The organism is Mesorhizobium sp. B2-4-18 (assembly GCF_006441385.1).
GTDB classification, from domain to species: domain Bacteria; phylum Pseudomonadota; class Alphaproteobacteria; order Rhizobiales; family Rhizobiaceae; genus Mesorhizobium; species Mesorhizobium australicum.
In genome coordinates, this window is record NZ_VFUW01000003.1 from 336,506 (window position 1) to 361,015 (window position 24,510).

Genomic DNA, 24,510 nt, shown 5'->3' on the forward strand with positions numbered 1-24,510 from the left:
CCTTACCGCGCCGCGATGGCCGCCGCCGCACCGGCCATCGTCGTGGCGCTGACGCGGTTGGCGATCTTCATGGCGCGCTTGCTCCTGAGGAGCTTGCGCGCCTGCGAGGCGGCGAGCACCCAGGCGAGATCGATGGCGATCAGCACCACCGCCATGGTCGCCGTCAGTTCGACCCAGCCGACGAGACTGACCGAAGCGAGGTCGATGATGGTCGGCAACAGCGCCAGGTAAAACATCATGATCTTGGGATTGCCGAGCGTGACGGCCATGCCGGCGAAAAAAAGCTTGCCGGCCGAATCCTCACGCGGCATCTCGCCCTCCTTGGCGTCGACAGGCGCCGTCCACATCTTCCAGGCGAGATAGGCCAGGTAGAGAACGCCGATCCATTTCACAACGACGAAAGCGAAATGGAAGGTCTGCGCCACCACGGCCAGCCCAAACACCGCCAGCGACAGCCAGATGCCTTCGCCAATCCACATGGCAAGCAGGAACGGAAACACATCGCGAAACCCCTTCGAGATAACGCGCGCGACAAGCGCCGCGATCGATGGGCCAGGCGAACCGGCGGCCACGAACAAGGCGGCGGCGAAAATCAGCAGCGAGGCGAGGTGCATGGCGAGGGTCTCCGCGTCAGGGCTTCACCAACCACAATAACCCGACAGCTGCGTCTCTGGCAAAGGCAAGACAATATTGGCCATGGGCGCCGACCCCTACGGCGTGACTTGCGGAGCCCCTTGCAGCCCCAGCGTCACGCCGCTAGAAGGGCCGCCGCGAAACAATTTCGAGCTTCACTTTGCCCCAGTAACCACCGGTCTCGTCAACTCCCCCGACACACCTGCATGGCGCTGCATCAGCGGTGCCTGTTTGTTTTTTGATGTGTTCCTCTGGGCGGCGGTTCGAGACCGGTTTGGCACTGCTGAACCGCTGTCGCTCGGCTTACCGCCAGCGACACCTGATGTCACAATCTCCGCAGCCACCCGCCACGCCGCGCCCGCATGGGCATCTCGATAGCGCCGACCGGATGAACTTCCCAACGGGAAGGACTTACCGGCATGTCTTGCGCCCTGCGCGTCCACTGGACGATCGCGCCTGAAATCGCACCACGACCCCTGATCAACTGCAATCGCTGTGGGTTCGTGAAAGCCTACCGCTGCAGCGAGAAATTCCGCGTCAACGCCAACGGCAAGCGCATCGACGTGTGGCTGATCTATCGCTGCGTCGACTGCGACAATTCCTGGAATTTCGGCATTTTCGAGCGCTGCAACCGGCGCGATACCGCGCCGGCACTGCTGGCGGCGCTCGAAAGCAATGATCCGGCACTGGTCCGGAGCCATGCCTTCGACATCGTCGCCCTGCGCAACCAGGTGGGACGCGTCGAAGAGTTCCCTGACGTCGTCGTGCGCAAGCAGGTGATCGGCAGGATTAAGCAAGGCGCGACGGTGCTGGATCTTCGGCTTGGTCTGGAAATACCGGTATCGTTGAGGCTCGACCGGCTGCTTGCCAACGAACTCGGCATCTCGCGGTCGCGCCTTCGGGCGCTGGACGAGCGGAGGCTGCTGACCATCGAGCCGGATGGAGTGAAGGCGTTAAGCAAGCCGCCGCGCGAAGGCACGACGATCCGCATCAAACTCACGGGCGAAGCCGACCGAGAAGCCATTGTTTCTACTGCCGGCGGATGACATCAACAAAGAAGCACGATTGTGCACTTGACCATGCTGCCGGAACTATCTCAGCAGTGTAGGTCCACCATTGTCTTCGTCGCGTACCTTACGGCGCTCCAAGCGGGCGATGCTCACGATGCCGCTTAGGTGGGTGATCAGTTGGTTGACGCCCACCTTGAAAACATCTCGCGATGTGGCGTCTGCTGGAGCCTTCATCATCATAGAAAACTCATGCCACCTAAGCGAGAGGCACCATCCGCGAATTGGCTCTATCTCAAACGCTGCCTCAAGCTGGTGCGCAAATTTATTGCGAATTTTGCCAACGGCGCGGAGATCGTCACGCACGGTCTTGCAGATTAGTCCGAGACAGTAAGCCGCGGTTACGCGGCTTGAAAACGTGCCCAACGGACAGTCTACACCAACCATCCTCTTCGATTCCTTCTCGTCATCTACCATGAAGTTGACGAGAATATGCTCAAGCATGTTATCGAGAAACGTAGCGCCTACTATAGCAATGGCACGTTCGTCCACAGTCTCCCGCTCGTTGAACAGACGATGAAACGCCAGCAGCGCGTCGTGATGTTGCCAGTACCGTTCCAAGTCTTTGCCGGCAACGACAGCCATTATTCCCCTATTTTACCTGAAGCACTGCTCATGATGCGGTCGAATTGCTTATCTCGTCGGCAGGCTTCTGGAAAGACCTAAGCCGCACCGACCGCCTTCGACGACTTCTCGAAACGCTTGCGCTCGTTCGGGTCGAGATAGAGTTTGCGCAGGCGAATGGTCTTCGGCGTCACCTCGACCAGTTCGTCGTCCTGGATCCAGGCCAGCGCGCGCTCCAGCGTCATGCGGATCGGCGGGGTGAGCTTGACCGCCTCGTCCTTGCCGGCGGCGCGGATGTTGGTCAGCTTCTTGCCCTTCAGCACGTTCACTTCGAGATCGTTGTCCCGGCTGTGGATACCGATGATCATCCCCTGATAGACCTTGACGCCGGGATCGATGACCATCGGACCGCGATCTTCAAGGTTCCACATGGCGTAAGCCACCGATTCGCCCTGTTCGTTGGAGATCAGCACGCCGTTGGTGCGACCAGGCAACTCGCCCTTGTAGGGCTCGTAGGCGTGGAACAGCCGGTTCATCACGGCGGTGCCGCGCGTATCGGTCAACAGTTCCGACTGGTAGCCGATCAGGCCGCGCGTCGGCGCGTGGAAGACGATGCGCTGGCGGTTGCCGCCCGAGGGACGCAGCTCGACCATTTCGGCCTTGCGTTCCGACATCTTCTGCACGACGACACCGGCATGCTCCTCGTCGACGTCGATGACGACTTCCTCGACCGGCTCCAGCAATTCGCCATTCTCGCCCTTCTGCATGACGACGCGCGGACGCGAGACGGCGATCTCGAAACCTTCGCGGCGCATGGTCTCGATCAGGACGGCGAGCTGCAATTCGCCGCGGCCGGAAACGAAGAACGAATCCTTGTCGGGCGATTCTTCGATTTTCAGCGCGACATTGCCTTCGGCCTCGCGCAGCAGACGGTCACGGATGACGCGACTGGTCACCTTGTCGCCTTCGGTGCCGGCCAACGGGCTGTCGTTGACGAGGAAGGACATGGTCACGGTCGGCGGATCGATAGGCTGTGCATGCAGCGCCTCGGTCACCGCCAGATCGCAGAACGTGTCGGCGACGGTGCCCTTGGACAGGCCGGCGATGGCGACGATGTCACCCGCCTGCGCTTCTTCGATCGGCTGACGCTCAAGGCCGCGGAAAGCGAGAATCTTTGAAATGCGGCCGGTCTCGATCTGGGTGCCGTCATTGTGCAGCACCTTGACCGCCTGGTTGGACTTCAGCGTGCCGCTCTCGATGCGGCCGGTGATGATGCGGCCGAGGAACGGGTTTGCTTCCAGGATGGTGCCGATCATGCGGAACGGACCGGGATGAACGGTCGGCGCCGGCACATGCTTGATGACGAGGTCGAACAGCGGTGCAAGCTGCTGGTCCTTCGGGCCTTCCGGATTTTCCGACACCCAGCCGTCGCGGCCCGAACCATAGAGGATCGGGAAGTCGAGCTGCTCGTCGGTGGCGTCGAGCGCGGCGAACAGGTCGAACACCTCGTTGACCACCTCGACATGGCGCGCGTCCGGCCGGTCGATCTTGTTGATGACGACGATCGGCCTCAAGCCGACCTTGAGCGCCTTGCCGACGACGAACTTGGTCTGCGGCATCGGCCCTTCGGCGGCGTCGACCAGCACGATGGCGGAATCCACCATCGACAGGATGCGCTCGACCTCACCACCGAAATCGGCGTGGCCGGGCGTGTCGACGATGTTGATGCGCGTCTCCTTCCAGTCGACCGAGGTCGCCTTGGCCAGGATGGTGATGCCGCGTTCCTTTTCCAGATCGTTGGAATCCATGGCGCGCTCGGCGACGCGCTGGTTGTCGCGGAAGGAGCCGGACTGTTTCAAAAGCTGGTCGACCAGGGTGGTCTTTCCATGGTCGACGTGCGCGATGATCGCGATATTACGGAGGTTCATGATTCTGGTCTCGGAAGCGTTGCAGGCAGCAGGCCAAAGGCGCTGCCTCTTTCGGTTGCGCGGCTCATACAGGGTTTTTCGCAGTTGCGAAAGGGGACGCGCGATACCAAATACTCATCAAATCTTAAGCATCTGCGTGTGAAATGATTTTGTTAACCAAGGCGGGAACCTTTTCAGGGCCCGGACAGTTCGAACGTAATGACCGATAGACTCAACCGATTTTGGCCGCTTATCGCGTCCGCCGCGTTTGCGATGCTGCTGGCGGCCAACGCCGCGCAGTCGGCCGCGACGCTGAAGGAAACGCGGCCTGTCCTGCCGGCCGATGCGCCTTCCGCGCAGCAGGCCTTTGCCGACGCGCCCGACGGCGTCGACCCCGTGGTGACCGGGCCGGTCAGTGCCGCCTTCAAGCAGAGACAGGCGAGCGCCAACTGCGATGCGGCGGTCTGGCCCAACATTCCAATGGTCTGCTACCCCGACTGATCGTTCGCGCCCGTTCTTACACGCTGAGGTGTGTTGAGATTCAGGCCAGGCCGGGCCGAAAATAGTGGTTTTCGAGAATCCGAGCGGAGCGTACATTTTGTACGTGAGCTCCGTTCTACTGCGACGCAGTAGAACGGAGAAGCGCAGGAATCCGCCGTTTGCAGGCCGGCCTCACCTGAATTATCGACGCGCCTCAAGCCGCCTGCGGTTCGGGATCGAAGGCCGGCCGGCTGGTGTTGATCAGGAGCGAAATACAAGCCGCCGCGATCGCCGTCATGCCGGCAATCAGGAACGCCAGTTCGTAGTTGCCCTGCAGTTCGCGCATGGTGCCGCCGAAGGCAGCGGCGGCGGCGGCACCCACCTGATGGCCGGCCACGATCCAGCCGAACACGATCGGCCCGCTGCGGTCGCCGAAGGCTTCGTTGGCGAGCCTTAAAGTCGGCGGCACGGTGGCGATCCAGTCGAGACCATAGAGCACCGCGAAGATGATCAGGCTGGTTGCCGAGAAGCCGGAAAAGGGCAAATAGATCAGCGACAGGCCACGAATGCCATAGTAGACGCCGAGCAGCTTGCGCGGGTCGTAGCGGTCGGTGAGCCAGCCGGACAGCGTGGTGCCGATCAGGTCGAAAATGCCCATCATCGACAACAGGCCGGCGGCCTGCACCTCGCCGATACCCATGTCGCCGCAGAAGGCGATCAAATGCGTGCCGACCAGCCCGTTGGTGGTGAACCCACAGACGAAGAAAGTGGCGAACAGGTACCAGAAAACCCGCGTGCCGGCGGCGCGGCGCAGCGTGCTGAGCGTATGCGCCAGGAAATTGCCTTGTGATGCGGGCGAAGTCGGCGGCACATCATCCGCCTCGGCCCCATAACGCACCATTCCGATCGAGGCCGGGCGCTCCGGCACCAGCAACCAGACCAGAGGGATCAACGCCGCGGTGGCGATCGCGACCGCGATGACGACAGGCTGCCAGCCGCCTGTCTGGGCGAGCGAGGCGATCAGCGGCAGGAAAATCAGCATGCCGGTGGCGCTGGAGGCCGACATCAGCCCCATGACAAGACCGCGATTGGTCTTGAACCAGCGGTTGACGATGGTGGCGCCAAGGACGCTGGCGACAGCGCCGGATCCGATACCGGAAAAAACGCCCCAGGTGATGAACAGATGCCATGACTTGGTCATCAGCAGGCTGAGCGTGGTCGAAGCCGACATCACCACCAGCGACGCCAGCAGCGTGCGGCGCAGCCCGATACGTTCCATGAGCGCTGCGGCGAACGGACCGGTCAGCCCATAGAGCAGGATGCCGACGCCCGCGGCCAGCGAAATGACGTCGCGCCGCCAGCCGAAGCTGTTTTCGAGCGGCAGCATCATGACGGAAGGCGCGGAGCGCAGGCCGGCCGCGATCAGCAGGCAGAGGAAGATGACGCCCACCACCACGAAAGCGTAGCGCTGGCCAAAGGGACGGGATTGAGCTATCATGTTACTGACCGGTACGTTGCAAGATGGGAGCATGTATACGTACCGATCGGTAACATTGTCAATCGAGTCCCATGATGCCAAGCGACAAAAATATTGAACTGACCATCAGCGACGGTCATGCGTCGGCGCCACCCAAGGCCGCCAAAAAGATCCTCGACGTGGCCTATGACCTTTTCTACCGGCGCGGTATCCGGGCGATCGGCGTCGACGAAATCGTCAAGCGTGCCGGCGTCACCAAGCCCAGCCTCTATCGCAGCTTTCCCTCCAAGGACGAGCTGGCCGCCTCCTACCTCAGGCAATACGATCTTGAATATTGGGAGCGTTTCGACGAGGCCGTCGCCGCCAACCCCGGCGACCCGCGCGCTCAGATCAAGGCTTTCCTGACCCGTATCGGCAAGCGAACGCAAGTGGCGGACTATCGCGGCTGCGGCATGACCAATGCGGCGGTCGAATATCCCGACCACAGCCATCCGGCTCGCGTCGTCAGCGAGGCCAACAAGCAGGAATTGCGCCGCCGCCTGCGCGCCATGGCGGCTGCGATGGGCGCGCAAGACCCCGACACGCTGGGCGACGGGTTGCTGCTGCTTATCGAAGGCGCCTATATCAGCGGCCAACTGTTCGGCCTCGGCGGACCCGCGCAGTCGGTTGCCCGCAACGCCGACCTGCTGATCGAAGCCAGCTTGAAGAAATAGCGATTGGCGATACGCTGGGACGACCTCCAAGGGAGATCTCCGCCATGCGCAGCCTGTTGATCCCGCTCACCTTCGCCGGCCTTTGCCAGGCGGCACAGGCCGGCGACATATCCAGCACCTACACCGACCTCGACTGGAAGAAGGACTGCGTGACCTATGCGCAGGCCGGGCAGGGCGACGGCGACTGGGCCGACCTCGCCTGCTCCGGCTATCGCGGCTATCCCGTGCTGGTCGGATATGACGACGCCCGCGAATCGCTGTTCTATGGTTTTCCGCCCGGCGGCGACATGACGTCCACCTGGGAAAGTTTTTCCGCCTTGAATTCGTCCGGAGCCAAGGTCGAGTGGCGCGTCGAAACCAATGGCGACAAAGCCGTGCCGTTCGCGGTCATCCACCGCCGCTCGATCAGCAATGGCGAGGACGAGACCAAGAAGACCGAGGTGCTGCTCGTCGCCAAGGTCGCCCAGATGGACGCCCGGGACGGCTGCACCGTCGGCCTGGTGTTGGCCACCGGCAACCCCGCCGCCAACGACCAGGCGCGCAAGATCGCCGACGAGAAGGCGAAAGGCTTCGCCTGCGGCAAGGACAAGCGCGTGGTGATTGGCGATGTGCCGGCTTTCGGCCGGGTCGATAACTGACCGCTCGAGCTACTTGCTCGCGTTCGCCCGGTCGATCGCGTCCATGATCATCTTCTTGGCGTATTTGGAATCATGCCAGCCCTCGATCTTGACCCATTTGCCGGGTTCCAGATCCTTGTAGTGCTCGAAGAAGTGCTGCACCTGCTGGCGCGTGATGTCGGGCAGCTGCGTGTATTCGGTGACGTTCTCGTAGCGCAGTGTCAGCTTCGGTGACGGCACCGCGATGATCTTTTCATCCTGGCCGGCATTGTCTTCCATGATCAGCACGCCGATCGGCCGCACGTTGATCACGCAGCCCGGCACCAAGGCGCGCGTGTTGCAGATCAGCACGTCAATCGGGTCGCCGTCGCCCGACAGCGTGTGCGGCACGAAACCGTAATTGCCGGGGTAGCGCATCGAGGTGTGCAGGAAGCGGTCGACGAACAGCGTGCCGGCCTCCTTGTCCATCTCGTACTTGATCGGCTCGCCGCCGATCGGCACCTCGATGATGACATTGACGTCCTCAGGCGGATTCTTTCCGGTGGCTATGGCTTCGATGCGCATGTCTTTTGTCCCTCTCTCGGTCGGCAGGAGATAGCGGGCGGCGCAAAATGGTGCAATGCGGCGAATGGTGCTTACAGGCGTCCGGCGAGACGCGATGGCGGTCGACCCGTTCAATCATCGGCACAAGATGTTTCAAGGTCGTGATGTGCGTGAGCCCGGGACCACGCGTTCCGCGATTATCCCCAGGCGGTCACTCCCAGACGAAGGCGACCTTCTTCAGCGCCTTCTGCTCGAAAATCTCGACCCCTTCGGCGATGTCGCGGCCGCCGGCCCCGGCATAGAAGGCAAGTGCGTTCTGATTGTCTTCCAGCGCCCACACCACCATGCCTTTCAGCCCATGGTCGGCGAGACGTGCCCTGGCCGCCGAAAACAGCCGCCTGCCGAGCCCGATGCCCTGATATTCCGGGCGCAGGTACAATTCGTAGATCTCGCCCTGCTGCTTGAGTTCCTTGGCGCGGTTCTTGCCGATCGTCGCGTAGCCGGCGATCGTGCCGCCGATCTCGACGACCAGGACGGTGGCGGCGCGGCGGATGGCGTTGGCCCACCAGTCGCTTCCGCGACGGTTGATCATAGATGTCAGCGTGCGGTGCGGAATGATTCCGCTATACGCGCCGCGCCAAGCCTCGAGGTGCACTTCGGCGATGGCGCCCGCATCGCGCGGGTCTGCCTTCCGAATGTCGATCGTCAGCGTATTCATGATTTATTAACCATAAACCCGCATCGCCCGATTGCAAGAGTCCCGGCGGCCGATGGTCCGCTTTCGCACAGACGATCATGACACTGCCGACATTGGCCAAAGCCTGCCTGAAAACGCACTCAGCCGAGGCGGATGGCGCGGCTTTCGAGTACCGAAGCGCAGCGGACTTTTAGGTCCGTGGGCATCGGAAGCGCAGAAAGCCGCGTCAGGCGTCCGGCTGAGTAGCGTTTGCAGGTAGGGCTTTTCAGATTTCGACCAGATGGTCGTCGAGCTCGTTGGTATCGCCCGAAGTAACCGGAAAGTGCTCGGCCAGCACGGCCCCGACCCCCTCGATCGCCTTGACGAAACCGTCGGCAAGCCGATCGTGGCCGGCATGCGCGGTCAGATCGCGCACCACGCCGTCCCAGACATGCTGGCCGACCTTGGCGTCGATGCCCGAATCGGCGACCACTTCTGCGTAGCGCTCGGCGATCGAGACGAAGATCAGCACGCCGGTGCGCGCCGTGGTGCGGTGGACGTTGCGGGCGAGGAACTGCTTGACCGCATTGGCGTGCGCGGCCTGATAGCGCAGCCGACGCGGCACCATATGGATGCGCAGGCCGGGCAGCGTCCACAACAGGGCCAGCACGCAGGCCATGGCCAGCAGCTCAGCTATGACGAAATGTGGCAGGCGGATGGTGAGCCACCAGGCCTCCAGCCCATAGGCGACCGCGAGACTGACGACCAGCATGCCGAGGGTCGCCATCAAGGCTGCGGGAGCGAAGTAGCCGTCGCTGGCATGCGCCACGACGCAGTAGATCTCGCCGTCGGTTTGCGCTTCGGCGGCGCGGATCGCAGCGGCGATGCGCTCATGATCCTGCGGGCTGATCGGTCGTGTCGCCATGATCTTGTCTCACCAGCTTCCTGAAGAACCGCCACCGCCGGACGAGCCGCCGCCACCGGAAAACCCGCCGCCACTGCTTGACCCCGACGACCAGCCACTGCCGGAACCACCCGAGGACCAGCCGCCGCCCGACGATCTTGTCGTCCAGCCGCTGGTTCCGGATGATCCGCCCGCACCCTGGCCATAACGAAACGTCATGCCCAGCCATCGATACGCGCCCGGCGACAGCCTTGTGCCGAACATTGGCGGCAGGAAGGCCATCGCCAGGCCACCGAAGAACATCGTCGCCCACAGGATCAGGAACACCACGACGACCGGATCCATGGGAGTGCTGTTGTCGGCGGGATTGCGCTTGCCGCGCGCCTCCAACTCCTCCGGATTGCCGTTCAGCACCATGATCATGTCGTCGACGGCCTGGGAGATGCCGCCGGAGAAATCGCCGGCGCGGAAGGCCGGCACCATGTCGTTCTCGATGATCAACTTGGTGTGCAGGTCGGTCAGCGTGCCTTCCAGCCCATAGCCGACTTCGATGCGCATCTTGCGGTCGTTTGGCGCGACCAGGAGCAGGACACCGTTATTCTCCTTGGCCTGGCCGAGCTTCCAGAAGCGGAACAGCCGGTTGGCGTAGGGCTCGATCTCCTCGCCGCCGAGGCTGGGAATGGTGGCGACGACGATCTGGTCGGAGCCCTTGGTTTCGAAGTCCGCCAGCTTCTGCGTCAGCGCGGCACGTGTGCCGGCATCGATGATGCCGGCATTGTCGACCACGCGGCCGGTGAGAGCCGGAAGGTCGGCGGCCACGGCGGCGATCGAGGCAAGCAGCAGAGACGCCAGGATGATTAAGGCCAGGCGCAGCCGCGAAGCGCATTGGCCGGGCATTGAAGGGACGGCAGCTCTGGCCATGGCCTTACCAGCCTCCCGAGGAGCCGCCGCCGCCGGACGAACCGCCGCCGCCCGAAAAACCGCCACCGGAGGACCCTCCACCGGAGGACCAACCGCCGCCGCCGGACGACCAGCCGCCGGACGATGATCGCCGGTGCGGCTCGAAGGTCATGCCGAGCCAGCGATAGCGTCCGGGCCCGAGTTTCTGGCCGAAGATCGGCGGCATGACCGAGGCTGCGATGCTGCCGAAGAAAATGATCGCCCAGATACCGATAAAAATGGCGAAGAACAGGTCGTCGGAATTGAATGGTGCCTGCTCGTTGCGCTTGCCGCGCGCTTCCAGTTCTTCCGGATTGCCCTCCAACACCATGATCATGTCGTCGACGGCCTTGGAGATGCCGCCGGAGAAATCGCCGGCTCGGAAGGCCGGCACCATGTCGTTTTCGATGATCAGCTTGGTGTGCAGGTCGGTCAGCGTGCCTTCCAACCCGTACCCGACCTCGATCCGCATCTTGCGATCGTTTGGCGCGACCAAAAGCAGGACGCCGTTGTTCTCCTTGGCCTGGCCGAGCTTCCAGAAGCGGAACAGCCGGTTGGCGTAGGGCTCGATCTCCTCGCCGCCGAGGCTGGGAATGGTGGCGACGACGATCTGGTCCGAGCCCTTGGTTTCGAAGTCGGCGAGTTTTTGGGTCAGCGCCGCACGTGTGCCGGCATCGATGATGCCGGCATTGTCGACGACGCGGCCGGTCAGCGCCGGAAGATCGGCAGCGAAGGCGGCGAACGGGAGGAAGAGGATGCTGGCAAGAAGGCCGAGAAAGGAAAGGTAGGCGTTCCGCAGCGCCCCCCTTGAGGAGGAGATGTCCGGCAGGACAGAGAGGGGTGTTTGCACGCCGGCGGTCCGTCTTTTCGCGGAATTCGTTCCGATGACAGTCGCCGTTCATCCGCCCTGCTTCGTGCCGAAATCGACCTTCGGCGGCTGCATCTTGTCTTCGTCGACGGTGAAGTTGGCGAAGGGCTCGTTGCCGCGGAACCAGAATGTCGCCCACAGTACCGACGGGAAGGTCTTCAGCGTCAAATTGTAGTCCCTGACCGCCTGGATGTAGTCGCGCCGCGCCACCGCGATGCGGTTCTCCGTGCCTTCGAGCTGCGCCTGCAGCGCCAGGAAATTCTGGTTGGCCTTGAGGTCGGGATAGGCTTCCGACACCGCGATCAGCCGCGACAGCGCGCTGGTCAGCCCGGCCTGGGCATCCTGAAACTTCTTGAGGGCTTCCGGATCCTTCAGCGTTTCGGGCGTCACCGTGATCTGCGTCGCCTTGGCGCGCGCTTGGACGACGGCGTCGAGCGTGTCCTTTTCATGCGAGGCATAGCCCTTGACCGTCTCGACCAGATTGGGAATGAGGTCGGCGCGGCGCTGATACTGGTTCAACACCTCGCTCCATGCCGCCCTGGCGTTTTCTTCCGCCGTCGGGATCGTGTTGTAGCCGCAGCCGGCAAGCAGCGGCAGCACGATTGCCATCATCAGGAAGGCGGGCAACGTGCGAAATGTCGATGGTCGAGCAAGGCGCTGGGCAAGCATGAAGGGATCCCTCGATAGAAGTTGCATCCGAAGCATTACCACAATCGGCGCGCAAGAAAACGGCCTCGGCCTCTGAAGCAGGCTCGGCATGAATTGTGCCCGCGCAAGGCCCTGTGATTGGCCCGGTGAACGCGATAAGGTTCGATCAGAACGGGATATCATCATGGCGAAACGCCAGGACAACGACAGCGAATCGCGCCGTATCCTCCAGCGCGTCGCGCAGGAGACCGATCCGGCCGGCAATTCTTTCGTGGCACGGACGACGAAAGGCGTGCGCGACCACGTCTCCGCGGCCGATGCCGATCGCACGGATCCGATCGAAGTCTGGGGCACGCGTGTTGGCAGGATACTCGGCCTGCTTCTGGCGCTGGGCCTGATGGTCTGGCTCGTGCTTTTCCTCACCCGGGGCAGCTAGGAATCAAGAAACAATGAGCGCCGAAAAAACCGACGCGCCGCACGCGGTCATCGTCATTTCCAGCCATGTCGCGCGTGGCTCCGTCGGCAACCGCGCGGCCGTCTTCGCGCTGGAGACACTGGGCTTTCCGGTCTGGGCCGTGCCTACGGTCACCCTGCCCTGGCATCCCGGCCATGGCCGCGCGACCCGCATCGTGCCGCCGCTCGACCAGTTCAAGGCGCTGATGGCCGATCTGGAGCGCGCGCCGTGGCTGGGCGAGGTCGGGGCCGTGCTGTCGGGCTATCTCGGCGAGGCCGGCCAGGCCGAGGCGGTCGCCTCGCTGGTCGCCGCGGTCAAGGCGAGGACGCCCGATGCCGTCTATATCTGCGATCCGGTGATGGGTGATTCCGGCGGCCTCTACGTGCCCGAGCCCACCGCCGCCGCCATGCGCGACCGGCTGATGCCGATCGCCGACATCGCCACGCCGAACCGCTATGAGCTGGAATGGATGGCCGGCGCGCCGCTGCCCGACCTGAAATCGGTGATCTCGGCCGCACTCCACGCCGGACCGTCGACCATGCTGGTCACCTCGGCTCCGTCGATGATGTCAGGCGGCACAGGCAATCTGCTGCTTGACGGCACCCAGGCACTGCTGGCCGAACACCGCCTGATCGACAAGCCGCCGAACGGCCTTGGCGACTTGACGGCAGCGGTCTACCTGGCGCGCATCCTGTCCGGCCAGCCGGCGATCAAGGCGCTGCAGTCGACGACGGCGGCGGTCTACGAAATCCTGGCGCGCACCGCAAAACGCGGCGGCGACGAACTGCAGCTCGAAACCGACGCGCAGAGCCTGTCGCACCCGATGGCCATGGTCCAGCTTCGCCACCTCACGCATCCGGGGCGGGATCGCCGGGCGTGACCCCGGCCAAGGTCGTGCTCGTCGGCGCCGATGGCTGCAAGGCCGGCTGGATCGCCGTGCGGAGCGAACCCGGTTCGACACGTCGTGACCCGGATACGGCGCCTTCGGTCGATGTCTTCCCTTCGTTCGCCGCCCTGCTGGCGGCGATCCCCGATGACGCGATCGTCGCCGTCGACATGCCGATCGGTCTACCGGAATTTTCGCAAAAGGGCGGACGCGGGCCGGAAGCGCTGGTGCGGCCGCTGCTTGGCGCTCGCCAGTCCAGCGTCTTCTCGATTCCGTCCCGTGCCGCGCTCTATGCCGACACCAGCGGCTTCACCACGATCGAAGCCTGGTACGCGGCGCATATCAGGGCAAGCGAAGCGGCCAAGGCCACATCCAACCCGCCGCGCGGCGTTTCCATCCAGGCCTTCGGCATCTTTTCGAAAATCCGCGAGATCGACACATTGCTGATCGCGCGGCCCGAACTGCGCGGCCGCATCTTCGAATCGCATCCGGAAGTCGCCTTCTGTCGCCTGAACGGCGATCAGGCCATGCGGTTGCCGAAGAAGATCAAGGGCAGCGTCAATCTGGCCGGCATGGCGGAGCGCAAGGCGCTGCTTTGCCGGCACGGCTATGACATGGATTTCCTCGACCAGCTGCCGCCACGTGGTGCGGCCGCCGACGATTTCCTCGATGCGGCGGCCATGATGCTGATTGCCGGCCGCATCGCCAGCGGCGACGCGAAGCCGTTTCCCGACCCGCCTCGCGCTGACGGTTTTGGCATACCGGTCGCCATTTGGGCGTGACAATGTCGGCGGGCGTCCCGCTCTGGCGCATGGCATTTATAGCTAGCCCCTACAATTCTGCATTGCTCGTAACGGGTTTTTGCCGTTAGAGGCTTTCCTCGACCGCAACGAGCTGCCGCCTCCAACCCGGAAAGGCCTTAGCCGCCCATGCCTCATCTTCCCGAACACCTCCTCGCCGGCTACCGCAATTTCATGAACGGCCGCTACCTCACCGAGAGCGGCCGCTATCGCGAGCTCGCCCGCGAAGGCCAGGCGCCCGAGACCATGATCGTCGCCTGTTGCGACTCGCGATCCGCGCCCGAGGCGATCTTCGACGCCGGCCCCGGCGAACTCTTCGTCTTGCGCAATGTCGGCAATCTGGTGCCGCCTTACGAGCCGGACGGCGAGTTCCATTCGACCTCGGCCGCGCTCGAATTCGCGGTGCAGAGCCTCAAGGTCAAGAATATCGTTGTCATGGGCCACGGCCGCTGCGGCGGCATCCGGGCCGCGCTCGACACCAACTCCGCGCCGCTGTCTCCCGGCGACTTCATCGGCAAGTGGATGAGCCTGATCGCGCCGGCCGCCGAAACGGTGTCGGCCAGCACCTTCATGACGGCGACGGAACGCCAGACGGCCCTGGAGCGCATCTCGATCCGCTACTCCCTCGCCAATCTCAGGACCTTTCCCTGCGTCTCAATCCTTGAGGGCAAGGGGCGGCTGTCATTGCACGGAGCCTGGTTCGACATTTCGACCGGCGAGCTCTGGGTGATGAACAAGGAGACCGGCGATTTCGAGCGGCCGGTGCTGGAATGAACGGTACGGCGCGGCAGGCGATGAGTGTCCGGCCGGTCGTTTTCACGGCGGCCGCGCTGATGATAGCGATCGTTGCCGCTCGCGCCGATGACCGCGCCATCATAAGTCGCTGGTATTCGGCGCTACTGGTCGCCGATCGCACCGAGCTGGCGGACCTGCTCGCCGACGACGTCCGCATCAAGCTCGACGACCTCGGCGTTGTCCAGAGCAAGCAGGAATTCATCGCCTCGCTCGACGAATGGAAAGGTGCGGTTGCGGGAGCCGCGATCCGCCACCGCATCGAGAAGACCGAAGGCGGGGTCACCACCGTGATCGCCTGCTACGACTTCCCCGACAATGATATGTTGATGCAGGAGACCTTCGCGGTGAGCGACAACCGCATCACCGCCAGTTCGCAGGCGGCAATCGCTGAAAACTGCGAGGGCTACTGAGGCGGAGCGGCCAACTGGCATATTGCGGGCCCGCGGACCGCGCCCTACATCGGTGACACCCTCCTTCCTGACGCCAGCGAAAGACCCTCCATGCCCTCTCCGAAAGCCGTCGATCTCGCCGCCCATCCGTTGACCGCGTGGCGAGGGCCGCTCGGCCTGCCCGATTTCGCCCATATTGGCGACGGTGATTTTTCTCCCGTTTTCGACGCCGCGCTGAAGGCGCATGAGGCCGAGATCGACGCGATATCAGGCAACAAGGATGCGCCGAGCATCGAGAACACGCTTGCCGCGCTTGAGCTCGGCGGCGAGGCGCTGGATCATGTCTCATCGATCTTCTGGTGCCGCGCCGGCGCTCACACCAACGAAACCATCCAGGCCCTGGAGCGTGACATTTCGCCGAAGATGTCGCGGCACTTCTCGGCCATCTCGATGAACGAGAAGCTGTTTGTCCGCATCGACGATCTCTACCGGCGCCGCGAGAGCCTTGACCTCGATCCCGAGACGCTGCGCGTCCTGGAGAAGACCTGGAAAGGCTTCGTCCGTTCCGGCGCCAAGCTCGACGCCGACGGCAAGACGCGGCTGGCCAAAATCAACGAGGAGCTGTCGTCGCTCGGCACGACTTTCGGTCAGAACGTGCTGGCCGACGAGCGCGACTGGGCGCTGTTCCTCGACGAGGCCGATCTCATCGGCCTGCCGGATTTCGTGAAAAGCTCGATGGCCGAAGCCGCCGAGATGCGCGGCCAGAAGGGCCGCTACGCCGTCACCCTGTCGCGCTCGATCTATGAGCCGTTCACGACCTTCTCCGAACGCCGCGACCTGCGCGAGATCGCCTATCGCGCCTTTACCATGCGCGGCCAGAACGGCGGTGCGTCCGACAACACATCCGTGGTGCGCGACATGCTGAAGCTGCGCGCCGAAAAGGCGAAGCTGCTCGGCTACGCCTCCTTCGCCGCGCTCAAGCTCGACGACACCATGGCCAAGACACCGAAGGCGGTGCACGCGCTGCTCGACCCGGTTTGGGAAAGGGCACTGGAAAAAGCCGCCGCCGACCAGAAAGAGCTGGAGCGTCTGGCGGCCGAGGCCGGCAGTAACGAAAAATTCGCCGCCTGGGACTGGCGCTTCTACCAGGAGAAGCTGCGCGCCGAGAAGTTCGCTTTCGACGAAGCGGAGCTGAAACCCTATCTGCAGCTCGACCGCGTCATTGACGCCTGCTTCGACGTCGCGACACGGTTGTTCGGCGTCACGTTCGAGGAGAAGAAAGGCATCGCCGCCTGGCATCCGGACGCGCGCGTCTTCGTGGTCAAAAATGCCGACGGCAGTGAGCGCGGCCTGTTCCTCGCCGACTATTTCGCGCGGCCGTCAAAACGCTCCGGCGCCTGGATGAGCGCGCTGAAGTCCGGTTACAAGCTTGGCCATGGCTCGAAGCCGGTGATCTACAACATCATGAACTTCGCCAAGCCGCCAGCGGGCGAACCGGCTTTGCTGTCGGTCGACGAAGCGAAGACCTTGTTCCACGAATTCGGCCATGCGCTGCATGGCATGCTGACCGACGTCACCTGGCCGTCGGTGTCAGGCACCTCGGTCAGCCGCGACTTTGTCGAACTGCCCTCGCAGCTCTACGAGCACTGGCTGACGGTGCCGGCGGTTCTGGAAAAGCACGCGCTGCATGTCAAGACCGGCAAGCCGATGCCGAAGGCGCTGCTCGACAAGATGCTGGCCACGCGCACCTTCGGCGCCGGCTTCGCCACCGTCGAGTTCACCGCCTCTGCCTTGATGGACATGGCCTACCATGCACGGCCCGACGCGCCGGAAGAGCCGCTTCGTTTCGAGGCCGAAACGCTTGCGACGCTGCATATGCCGGATACGATCGCCATGCGCCATCGCACCCCGCATTTTGGCCATGTCTTCGCCGGCGAGGGCTATTCGGCCGGCTACTATTCCTACATGTGGTCGGAGGTGCTGGACGCCGATGCTTTCGCCGCCTTCGAGGAAACCGGAGACCCCTTCAACCCGGCGCTGGCCGAGCGGCTGAGGAAGAACATCTACGCCGCCGGCGGCTCGAAGGATCCGGAAGAGCTCTACACGGCGTTTCGCGGCAAAATGCCGTCGCCGGAAGCGATGATGGTCAAGCGCGGATTGGTGTAGGCAATCGCCGAAGTCGGCGCCGACGTTAACCTCGTTATTCTTGGCTGCCGACCCAAGGATCCTTTACCCTTGGCCACACCGGCCGCGTCAGCTTCGTGTAATTCGTCGCCGCCGGATTGCTGGGATAGGAACTCGGCGCCGCGACATAGATGATCTCGGCGGCGATCGGCTCGAAGCCGGCGTAGAAATGGTTTGTCGACTTGATCAGCAATATGTCTTTCGACAGCGGATCGACGCCGATGTTGGAGAAGACATCCGGCTCGAAGGTCTGGGTGCGATTGGTGTTCAGGATCACATCGACTTCCGTGCCCTCGATGCGCACCACCGCTGATGGCCCCAATGTCACCCGGCTCGGGCCAAAACTCTGCCAGCCCTCGGCAACCGCTTTCAGTACCTTGACGCGTGCATCGATCGGTTCGCCCGCCTGCGGGCCGGCTTTGCCGCCGAAACGCAGGTCGATGACGGCACCCTCGCCGGCAGCCTGGCAGAAAGTCACCGCGATCGGATCCCAGATCGTCGCCACGCCGAACTTGTCCAGGCCCCGCGCCAGCATCTGGCGTAGCACGAAGGTGCCGTCGCCGGGAACGCCGCCGCCGGGGTTGTCCCAGATATCGGCAATGACCACCGGCTTGCCCGGTCTTTGCTTGCGCACGGCCAGCGCCCGATCGATGCCGTCGGCCGTACTCAGCATCGTCATCGCGGTCGTTTCGCGCATGGCATAGAGCTCGCGTCCAAGCCGCTCCGCCAGCGCATCGCCCTTGGCCTTGTCATTGTCGGTAACGACAAGGATGCGCGTGCCCATTTCGGGCACGTCGGCGGCCATGAAGCCGTGGATGACCGAAACCGACAGCACGCCGTCCTTGCCGTGCAGCGCCTTGATGCGGTCGACGAAGGAGCGCATCGGTTCGCGGCTGGTCGGCAGCACCTGGATCATGCGGCAGTCGAAAGTTGAGATGACCGGCTTGATCTCGCCGCGCGCCGCGGCCAGGCCAAGCGCGACCACATGCTCGCCGCGCTCGTAGAAATCGGTGTGCGGGAATTCGAGGAAATAGGCCATGATGTCGGACGCCGCCACGCGCTTCGGCGTCAGATGGCTGTGCGGATCGAACTCGCAGGCAATCACCACGCTTGGCCCGACAATGCCACGCACGCGCTCCAGCAGGTCGCCCTCGCAGTCGTCATAGCCTTGCGCCACCATGGCACCGTGCAGGCCCAGAATGACGGCATCGACCGGCAAGGCGGCCTCGAGCTGGCCGAGGATCTCGTCGCGGAGCGCCTCATAGGTCTGCCGCTGCACGAGGCCGCCGGGCTCGGCCCAGGTGGCGGTGCCCTCGATTACGGTCAGGCCTTCGGCGGCCGCGCGGCGGCGCAGCGCCACGATCGGCGAGGAGCACAGGGTCGGCGTTCCCGGATGCTTGCCCGGCCCGGCATAGAACGCCATCTCGAAAGAGGCCCGGTCGGTTGGCACAGGCGAGAAGGTGTTGGTTTCCGTCGCCAGCGAGGCGGTGAAGATACGCATGAAAACTCCGTGGACTTCTTGTTTTCGCAATTCCGGACGGATAACCGCTGGGCACTTTTCCTGGAATTGCTGGGATTGCTATTTGACAGCCCCGAGCGCCAAGCCCCGGACAAGATAGCGCTGCAGCCAGATGAACAGGATCGCCACCGGCAGCGTCGCCAGCAGCGTCGCCGCCATGACATGGTGCCATTCGATCGTGTACCGCCCGGCAACCAGCGAGAACACCTGGATCGGCAGCGTATAGCTCTCCTGGCTGCGCAGCATGGTGAGCGCCACGACGAATTCGTTCCAGGCATTGATGAAGGTGAAGATCGCCGTCACCGCGATCGCCGGCAGGCAGAGCGGCAGGAACACTTTTCGCAGCGTCAGCCAGCGGCCGGCGCCTTCCATCCAGGCGGCTTCCTCGAGATCGCGCGGAATGGTGTCGAAATAGCTCTGCAGCATCCACACGGTGAAGGCGACGTTGAAGGCCATGTAGATGAAGCCGAGCGCGGTGGTCGATTCGACCAGTCCCCAGGCAGCCATCAGCCGGAACAGGCCGAGCACCAGCACGATCGGCGAGATCATCTGTGAGATCAGCAGGAACTGGCGGAACGCTCCATATCCGGCAAAGCGGAAGCGCGACATGGCATAGGCCGCCGGGACGGAGATGAGGATGGCGCCAACGGTGGCGATGACAGACACGTAGAGCGAATTGGCCAGCGCCCGGCCGAAGCCGGTCGCCACCCACATGTCGGCAAAATTCGACCACCGGAACTCGCTCGGCCACCAAGTCGGCGTCAGCACTTCGGTACGCGGCTTGACCGCTGTCAGGAACATCACCGCGAAGGGAAAGATCGTCACCACGATCAAGGGCGCCAGCAGCAGCCAGGCGATGATGGTGCGCTTCAGCTTGGCCTTCATGCGCGTTGCTCCCGCATGGCAAGGCGCACATAGATCATGGTGAAGATCAGCAATATGGCGAACATCACCAGCGAGACCGCCGACGCCTCGCCGAGTTTGCCGATACGGAATGCCAGCTTGTAGAGGTGGGTGACCAGTATGTCGGTCGAGTTGGCCGGCCCGCCCTGCGTCATCACCCAGATGATCGGGAACGAGTTGAAGACGTAGATGGTGTTGAGCACGATGGCGATGTTGATGAAGGGTTTCAGGAGCGGAAAGGTGATCTCGCGGAACTGCTGCAGCGGCGTTGCCCCTTCGAGCGCCGCCGCCTCGTAGAGATCGTCCGGGATCGACGACAGGCCGCCGAGAAAGATCGTCGTGGTGAACGGCACCGTCACCAATATGCCGATCAGCACCTGCATCGGAAACGCCGTCTCGGCGCTCGCAAGCCACTGGATGTTGTGGTCGATCAGGCCAAGTCCGATCAGCGCCGAATTCAGCATGCCGCTTTCACCGCTCAGCGCCCAGCGCCAGACCACGGCCGTCATGGTCAGCGACACTGCCCATGGCAGCATGATGATGACGCGGGCAAGGCCACGGCCATAGAAATCGGTGTTGAGGATCATCGCCACCGGGACCGAGAGGAGCAGCGCGCCGCCGACCACCAGCACCGTCCACAGCCCCGTGCGCCAGAGCGCGGCGACGAAGTCGGGATCGGCGGCCAGCGCGGCGAAATTGGCAAGACCGCTGAACTCGCGCAGCTGACCAAAGCGATTGACGTCATGCGTGGCGATCTGGATCAGGTCCCAGACCGGCCAGAAGATGACCACCGCCGCCAGGAACAGACTGGGCAAGGTCAGGAGGTAGGGCAGGAAGCGATTTTGCATCGGCTGATTTTACACCGCGTTGCGAGGCATCAGTAGCACTGGTTGGCCAGTTGACCTGTTCTTCCCAGGCGCTCGGTTTCGAACTCTTCCCCGGCGGCGGCGCCGCCCCTCACCTGCCTGCCGGCATCCTCTCCCGTATAGAGACGGGGAGAGGGGCGCTTTCATCACCGCTTTCGCCAGTCACCAGCGTCCAGAAAGGGCTCCGAGATGCCGGCCGCCCTTTCTCCCCGTCTCTATACGGGGAGAAATGCCCGGCAGGGCAATGAGGGGCGGCGCTGACGTCGACAATTCGTCCAAAGTGGTTGCTTGTCAGTCTTCGTTATTTACGTGGAGCGCAGCCAAATGTCTGTTTGGAAATGTGGCGCGCCCCACCTGAGTCGGGGGCGCGCCACGGGCGCAGGGAGATACGCCCTATTTGTGGGGCGCGGCCCCTACTTCTTCAGCACTGCGTTGGCCTTCGCCGCCGCTTCCTTCAAGCCTGCCTCGGGATCGCCGCCGAGATAGATCTTCTGCATGGCATCCGACGTGATCTGGGCAACTTCTTCCCAGCCTGGGATGACCGGCGCGAAACGGGCATCCGGCAGCAGGGCGGTAAAGGCGGCCAGGTCGGCGTTGTTGACGTAATAGTCCATCTTGGCCTCTTCCTTGTTCACCGGCAGGAAGCCTTCGCCCTGCGTGAACTTGGCGCGCTGTTCCGTGGTGAACAGGAAGTCCATCAGCTTCCAGGCCTCGTCCTTGTTCTTGGAGTTCTTGAACATGATCATGGAGTCTGTGACGCCATAGGTGCCGCGCGCACCGGTCGGACCGGCCGGAATGGCGGCAACGCCATATTTGAGGCTCGGCGCCTCGTCCTTGATCTGGTTGGACAGGAAGGGCGCCGTGATCATCATGCCGACCTTGCCCTGCTTGAACAGGTTCTGCACGTCCTCGCGATTGTTGGAGGTGACGCCGGGCTCCGTCAGCCCCTCGTCGATCATCGACTTGTAGAGCTTGGCCGCTTCGAGCGCGCCCGGCGTGCTCAGGCCCGACGTGCCGTCCTTGTTGAGGATCTCGGTGCCCTGCGACCACATCGCGTAGTAGTAATAGACGTCGGTCTCGATCTCCTTGCCCTGAAGGCCGAAACCGAAGGCACCCTGCGCCTTGATCTTGCGAGCATCCTCCTGCAATTCGGTCCAGGTTGCCGGTGGCTTGGCGATGCCGGCCTTCTCGAACAGCTCCTTGTTGTAATACATGGCGCGCGCCGAGGCGGCGATCGGCAGGCCGTAGGTCTTGCCGCCCATGATCGAGGGCGACAGGAAGGTGTCGATGAAGCGACCCTTGAATTCGGGCGTGATGTAGCTGTCGAGCGGCTCGGCGACGTCCTGCTGGACGAAGTCTATCAGCCAGCGCGTGCCTATGATGGAGAGATCGGCGTTGGTGCCGGCGGTGATGTCGGTGGTCAGCTTCTGCAAGAGCACATCCCACGGCACCACCTCGAACTTGACCGTGATGCCAGGGTTCTTCGCCTCGAACTCCTTCTTGACCTGCTCGAAATACGGACCGGTCTTGGCGCTGTATTCGGCGACGGTAACCCGCACTTCGCCAGCCTCTGCCTGCGCCGCGAAGGCCAGAATGCCCATTCCGGCCATCAGGCCGGCAGTCCATTTCGCAAGGTTCATCCGATCTCTCCCATTTGTTTCGCGCATTCGCGCTCCTTGTGCCGTGCCGGCACAAGATTTATGTGACTTTCCTACATTATCGATGAATTCGCCGCGCGCAAGCGGATTAATATGTTGCTTAATTACATCCTGTTCTTTAGCCTCTCCGGCATCTGCCTGACCTGCGGGAGGAGCAAGCGCCGTGGTTTCGAGAGCCGAATTCGAAGGCAGGACCGCCGTCGTCACCGGCGCCGGTGGCGGCCTTGGCTCGGCGATCGTCGCACTGCTGGCCAGCAGGGGCGCGCGGGTGGTCGGCTGCGACCAATCAGAGGAGGCACTGGCGAGCCCGCACCTTGCCTCGCGGCATGTCTTCGACCTTCTCGACCGGGCTTCCATCGAGGCGGGGATCGCCGCCGTTCTCGACCGGGACGGCGTGCCCGATATCCTGGTCAACAATGCCGGCTGGACGCGCGCCGAAACGCTCGATGCGCTGACGGCGGACACGATCGAACATGAGCTCGACCTCAACCTGACCGGTGTGATGACTTTCGCCGACGCGCTGGTTAAGGCGATGGCTGCACGCGGTTCGGGCAGCGTCGTCTTCATTTCTTCCGTCAACGCCATCGCGCATTTCGGCAATCCGGCCTACGCCGCCGCCAAGGCCGGCATCAACGCCTATGCCAAGTCGATCGCCGTCGAGCTCGGCCGTAGCGGCGTGCGCGCCAATGTCGTCTGCCCCGGATCGATTCGCACCGCCGCCTGGGACCATCGCCTTGCCAAGAACCCTGACATAATCGGCAAGCTGCAGCGGCTCTATCCGCTCGGCCGCATCGTCAACGCCTCCGAAGTCGCCGAAGCGGTGACTTTCCTTGCCTCCGACCGCGCCTCGGGCGTAACAGGCGTGGTGATGCCCGTGGATGCGGGATTGACCGCCGGCTGCCTGCCGTTCATCGACGACATACTGGGAGCGTGACCATGACCGACGTCGAGTTTCGCAACCTCTCGAAATCCTTCGGCCAGCACAAGATCCTCGAGGAGATCAGCCTCGACATCAAGAGCGGCGAGTTCGTCGTGCTCGTCGGCCCGTCCGGCTGCGGCAAGTCGACCTTGCTGCGCATGCTGGCGGGCCTGGAGACCATCAGTTCCGGCGACCTCTTGATCGGTGGCACGCGCGCCAACGACCTGCCACCACAGCAGCGCAACATCGCCATGGTGTTCCAATCCTACGCGCTGTTCCCGCACCTGAAGGCTTCCGACAATATCGGCTTCGGTCCCAAAATCCGGGGCGAGAGCCGCGCCGCCATCGACCAGAAGGTCAAGAAGGCGTCCGGCGTCCTCAACCTGTTCTCCTATCTCGACCGGTATCCCCGCCAGCTCTCGGGCGGCCAGCGCCAGCGTGTCGCCATGGGCCGCGCCATCGTGCGCGAACCCTCGGTGTTTCTGTTCGACGAGCCGCTCAGCAATCTCGACGCGCAGTTGCGCGTGCAGATGCGCACCGAGATCAAGGCGCTGCACCAGCGGCTGAAATCCACCATAGTCTACGTCACCCACGACCAGATCGAGGCCATGACCATGGCCGACCGCATCGTCGTGATGGACCGCGGCAGGATTCAGCAGGTCGGGCCGCCGCTGGAGCTCTATGACAGGCCGGCCAACAAGTTCGTCGCCGGCTTCCTCGGCTCGCCGTCCATGAGTTTTGTATCCGGGGCACTGAAGACGACGCCCGGGACGACCTGGTTCGAGTCGGTCGGCGGCGGCCGGCTTGCGCTTGCCGGCGACCCGGTGCCGGCAGGCAGTGCCGTTGAGGCGGGGATCCGGCCGGAGCATTTCATCGTCGGTGAAGCCACCGACGCCATGACGCTCAAGGTTGACGTGGTCGAGCCGACCGGCTCCGAAACCCATGTTTACGGCGCCATTGGCACCGATACGGTGCGCGCCGTGTTCCGCGACCGGGTGCCGGTGCGGCCGGGCGACCTGCTGCCGGTCTCGGTCGACCCCGGCAACATCCATCTGTTCGACACGGCGACGGGCCTGCCGCTGAGATGACGACGGAAACGCG

26 protein-coding genes are annotated in these 24,510 nt (G+C 63.4%); 12 read left to right on the forward strand and 14 right to left on the reverse strand.

Translation table 11 applies throughout. From position 1 onward, the window contains the following. Positions 1-2: 2 nt before the first annotated feature. Positions 3-614 carry a LysE family translocator gene (locus FJ527_RS08725; protein ID WP_140616554.1) on the reverse strand — a complete coding sequence of 204 codons (612 nt, stop codon included), beginning with the start codon at positions 612-614 and terminating at the stop codon, positions 3-5. Positions 615-1,052: 438 nt separating this feature from the next. On the opposite strand from FJ527_RS08725, the gene FJ527_RS08730 reads away from it, so the two are divergent. Beyond that, entirely contained in the window at positions 1,053-1,679 is a 627-nt protein-coding gene (locus FJ527_RS08730; RefSeq protein WP_140822713.1) for a DUF1062 domain-containing protein, read from the forward strand. Positions 1,680-1,724: 45 nt separating this feature from the next. Here FJ527_RS08730 and FJ527_RS08735 read toward each other — a convergent pair whose 3' ends face one another. Together FJ527_RS08735 and typA are read right to left on the reverse strand one after the other, a co-directional pair. Beyond that, on the reverse strand, positions 1,725-2,285 hold the full coding sequence (locus FJ527_RS08735) for a hypothetical protein (protein ID WP_140822715.1): 561 nt from the start codon (positions 2,283-2,285) through the stop codon (positions 1,725-1,727). A 77-nt stretch (positions 2,286-2,362) separates the two neighbouring features. After that, positions 2,363-4,192, reverse strand: coding sequence for a translational GTPase TypA (typA, locus tag FJ527_RS08740; protein WP_140712379.1), 1,830 nt, complete (start codon positions 4,190-4,192; stop codon positions 2,363-2,365). A gap of 198 nt (positions 4,193-4,390) precedes the next feature. On the opposite strand from typA, the gene FJ527_RS08745 reads away from it, so the two are divergent. Beyond that, positions 4,391-4,672: a hypothetical protein gene (locus FJ527_RS08745; protein WP_140662511.1), complete on the forward strand. Its 282-nt coding sequence runs from the start codon at positions 4,391-4,393 to the stop codon at positions 4,670-4,672. 193 nt (positions 4,673-4,865) lie between these two features. Here the strand turns inward: FJ527_RS08745 and FJ527_RS08750 are convergent, their stop codons facing one another. Continuing rightward, positions 4,866-6,149 (reverse strand): MFS transporter, encoded by a 1,284-nt coding sequence (locus tag FJ527_RS08750; protein ID WP_181166310.1) that lies wholly within the window; start codon positions 6,147-6,149, stop codon positions 4,866-4,868. Positions 6,150-6,223: 74 nt separating this feature from the next. Here FJ527_RS08750 and FJ527_RS08755 point away from each other — a divergent pair, with 74 nt between their 5' ends. Both FJ527_RS08755 and FJ527_RS08760 read left to right on the forward strand, forming a co-directional pair. After that, positions 6,224-6,841 carry a TetR/AcrR family transcriptional regulator gene (locus tag FJ527_RS08755; RefSeq protein ID WP_015315134.1) on the forward strand — a complete coding sequence of 206 codons (618 nt, stop codon included), beginning with the start codon at positions 6,224-6,226 and terminating at the stop codon, positions 6,839-6,841. Positions 6,842-6,885: 44 nt separating this feature from the next. Beyond that, positions 6,886-7,479 carry a hypothetical protein gene (locus tag FJ527_RS08760; protein ID WP_140719846.1) on the forward strand — a complete coding sequence of 198 codons (594 nt, stop codon included), beginning with the start codon at positions 6,886-6,888 and terminating at the stop codon, positions 7,477-7,479. Between the two features lie 9 nt (positions 7,480-7,488). Here the strand turns inward: FJ527_RS08760 and ppa are convergent, their stop codons facing one another. From ppa to FJ527_RS08790, 6 genes are all read right to left on the reverse strand, one after another. Further along, complete coding sequence (ppa, locus tag FJ527_RS08765) at positions 7,489-8,022, reverse strand: inorganic diphosphatase (RefSeq protein ID WP_140822719.1); 534 nt, start codon at positions 8,020-8,022, stop codon at positions 7,489-7,491. A gap of 190 nt (positions 8,023-8,212) precedes the next feature. Then, positions 8,213-8,719 carry a GNAT family N-acetyltransferase gene (locus FJ527_RS08770; RefSeq protein ID WP_015315131.1) on the reverse strand — a complete coding sequence of 169 codons (507 nt, stop codon included), beginning with the start codon at positions 8,717-8,719 and terminating at the stop codon, positions 8,213-8,215. Between the two features lie 244 nt (positions 8,720-8,963). After that, positions 8,964-9,602 carry a TPM domain-containing protein gene (locus FJ527_RS08775; protein WP_140822721.1) on the reverse strand — a complete coding sequence of 213 codons (639 nt, stop codon included), beginning with the start codon at positions 9,600-9,602 and terminating at the stop codon, positions 8,964-8,966. Between the two features lie 9 nt (positions 9,603-9,611). After that, complete coding sequence (locus FJ527_RS08780; RefSeq protein WP_181166311.1) at positions 9,612-10,502, reverse strand: YgcG family protein; 891 nt, start codon at positions 10,500-10,502, stop codon at positions 9,612-9,614. 4 nt (positions 10,503-10,506) lie between these two features. After that, entirely contained in the window at positions 10,507-11,319 is an 813-nt protein-coding gene (locus FJ527_RS08785) for a YgcG family protein (RefSeq protein WP_181166324.1), read from the reverse strand. Between the two features lie 99 nt (positions 11,320-11,418). Next, complete coding sequence (locus tag FJ527_RS08790; protein WP_015315127.1) at positions 11,419-12,057, reverse strand: LemA family protein; 639 nt, start codon at positions 12,055-12,057, stop codon at positions 11,419-11,421. A gap of 163 nt (positions 12,058-12,220) precedes the next feature. Between FJ527_RS08790 and FJ527_RS08795 the strand changes: the two genes are divergently transcribed. The 6 genes from FJ527_RS08795 (at position 12,221) to FJ527_RS08820 (ending at position 17,526) form a co-directional block, all read left to right on the forward strand. Next, the gene (locus tag FJ527_RS08795; RefSeq protein WP_140822723.1) at positions 12,221-12,472 is read left to right on the forward strand and encodes a hypothetical protein; all 252 of its coding nucleotides are present in this window, start codon (positions 12,221-12,223) and stop codon (positions 12,470-12,472) included. A gap of 13 nt (positions 12,473-12,485) precedes the next feature. Next, positions 12,486-13,370, forward strand: coding sequence for a pyridoxal kinase PdxY (pdxY, locus tag FJ527_RS08800; RefSeq protein ID WP_140616546.1), 885 nt, complete (start codon positions 12,486-12,488; stop codon positions 13,368-13,370). Further along, entirely contained in the window at positions 13,367-14,158 is a 792-nt protein-coding gene (locus tag FJ527_RS08805) for a DUF429 domain-containing protein (RefSeq protein WP_140822725.1), read from the forward strand. The genes pdxY and FJ527_RS08805 overlap by 4 nt, the downstream gene beginning before the upstream one ends. Before the next feature lie 147 nt (positions 14,159-14,305). Then, positions 14,306-14,950 (forward strand): carbonic anhydrase, encoded by a 645-nt coding sequence (locus tag FJ527_RS08810; protein ID WP_140616544.1) that lies wholly within the window; start codon positions 14,306-14,308, stop codon positions 14,948-14,950. Further along, positions 14,947-15,381, forward strand: coding sequence for a nuclear transport factor 2 family protein (locus tag FJ527_RS08815; protein WP_140662500.1), 435 nt, complete (start codon positions 14,947-14,949; stop codon positions 15,379-15,381). Before FJ527_RS08810 ends, FJ527_RS08815 begins: the two co-directional genes overlap by 4 nt. Positions 15,382-15,471: 90 nt before the next feature. Next, the gene (locus tag FJ527_RS08820; protein WP_140822727.1) at positions 15,472-17,526 is read left to right on the forward strand and encodes a M3 family metallopeptidase; all 2,055 of its coding nucleotides are present in this window, start codon (positions 15,472-15,474) and stop codon (positions 17,524-17,526) included. 34 nt (positions 17,527-17,560) lie between these two features. Here FJ527_RS08820 and FJ527_RS08825 read toward each other — a convergent pair whose 3' ends face one another. The 4 genes from FJ527_RS08825 to FJ527_RS08845 form a co-directional block, all read right to left on the reverse strand. Then, positions 17,561-19,045, reverse strand: coding sequence for a M81 family metallopeptidase (locus FJ527_RS08825; protein ID WP_140822729.1), 1,485 nt, complete (start codon positions 19,043-19,045; stop codon positions 17,561-17,563). A 78-nt stretch (positions 19,046-19,123) separates the two neighbouring features. Then, positions 19,124-19,948, reverse strand: a complete 825-nt coding sequence (locus FJ527_RS08830; RefSeq protein ID WP_015315119.1) for a carbohydrate ABC transporter permease — start codon at positions 19,946-19,948, stop codon at positions 19,124-19,126. After that, positions 19,945-20,814, reverse strand: a complete 870-nt coding sequence (locus FJ527_RS08835; RefSeq protein ID WP_015315118.1) for a sugar ABC transporter permease — start codon at positions 20,812-20,814, stop codon at positions 19,945-19,947. Before FJ527_RS08835 ends, FJ527_RS08830 begins: the two co-directional genes overlap by 4 nt. Before the next feature lie 431 nt (positions 20,815-21,245). Then, a complete protein-coding gene (locus FJ527_RS08845; RefSeq protein WP_140662496.1) occupies positions 21,246-22,472 on the reverse strand; it encodes a sugar ABC transporter substrate-binding protein in 1,227 nt (408 codons plus the stop codon). A 181-nt stretch (positions 22,473-22,653) separates the two neighbouring features. On the opposite strand from FJ527_RS08845, the gene FJ527_RS08850 reads away from it, so the two are divergent. Both FJ527_RS08850 and FJ527_RS08855 read left to right on the forward strand, forming a co-directional pair. After that, positions 22,654-23,424, forward strand: a complete 771-nt coding sequence (locus FJ527_RS08850) for an SDR family oxidoreductase (RefSeq protein ID WP_140712357.1) — start codon at positions 22,654-22,656, stop codon at positions 23,422-23,424. 2 nt (positions 23,425-23,426) lie between these two features. Continuing rightward, the gene (locus FJ527_RS08855) at positions 23,427-24,497 is read left to right on the forward strand and encodes an ABC transporter ATP-binding protein (protein WP_140616538.1); all 1,071 of its coding nucleotides are present in this window, start codon (positions 23,427-23,429) and stop codon (positions 24,495-24,497) included. Positions 24,498-24,510: the final 13 nt, after the last annotated feature.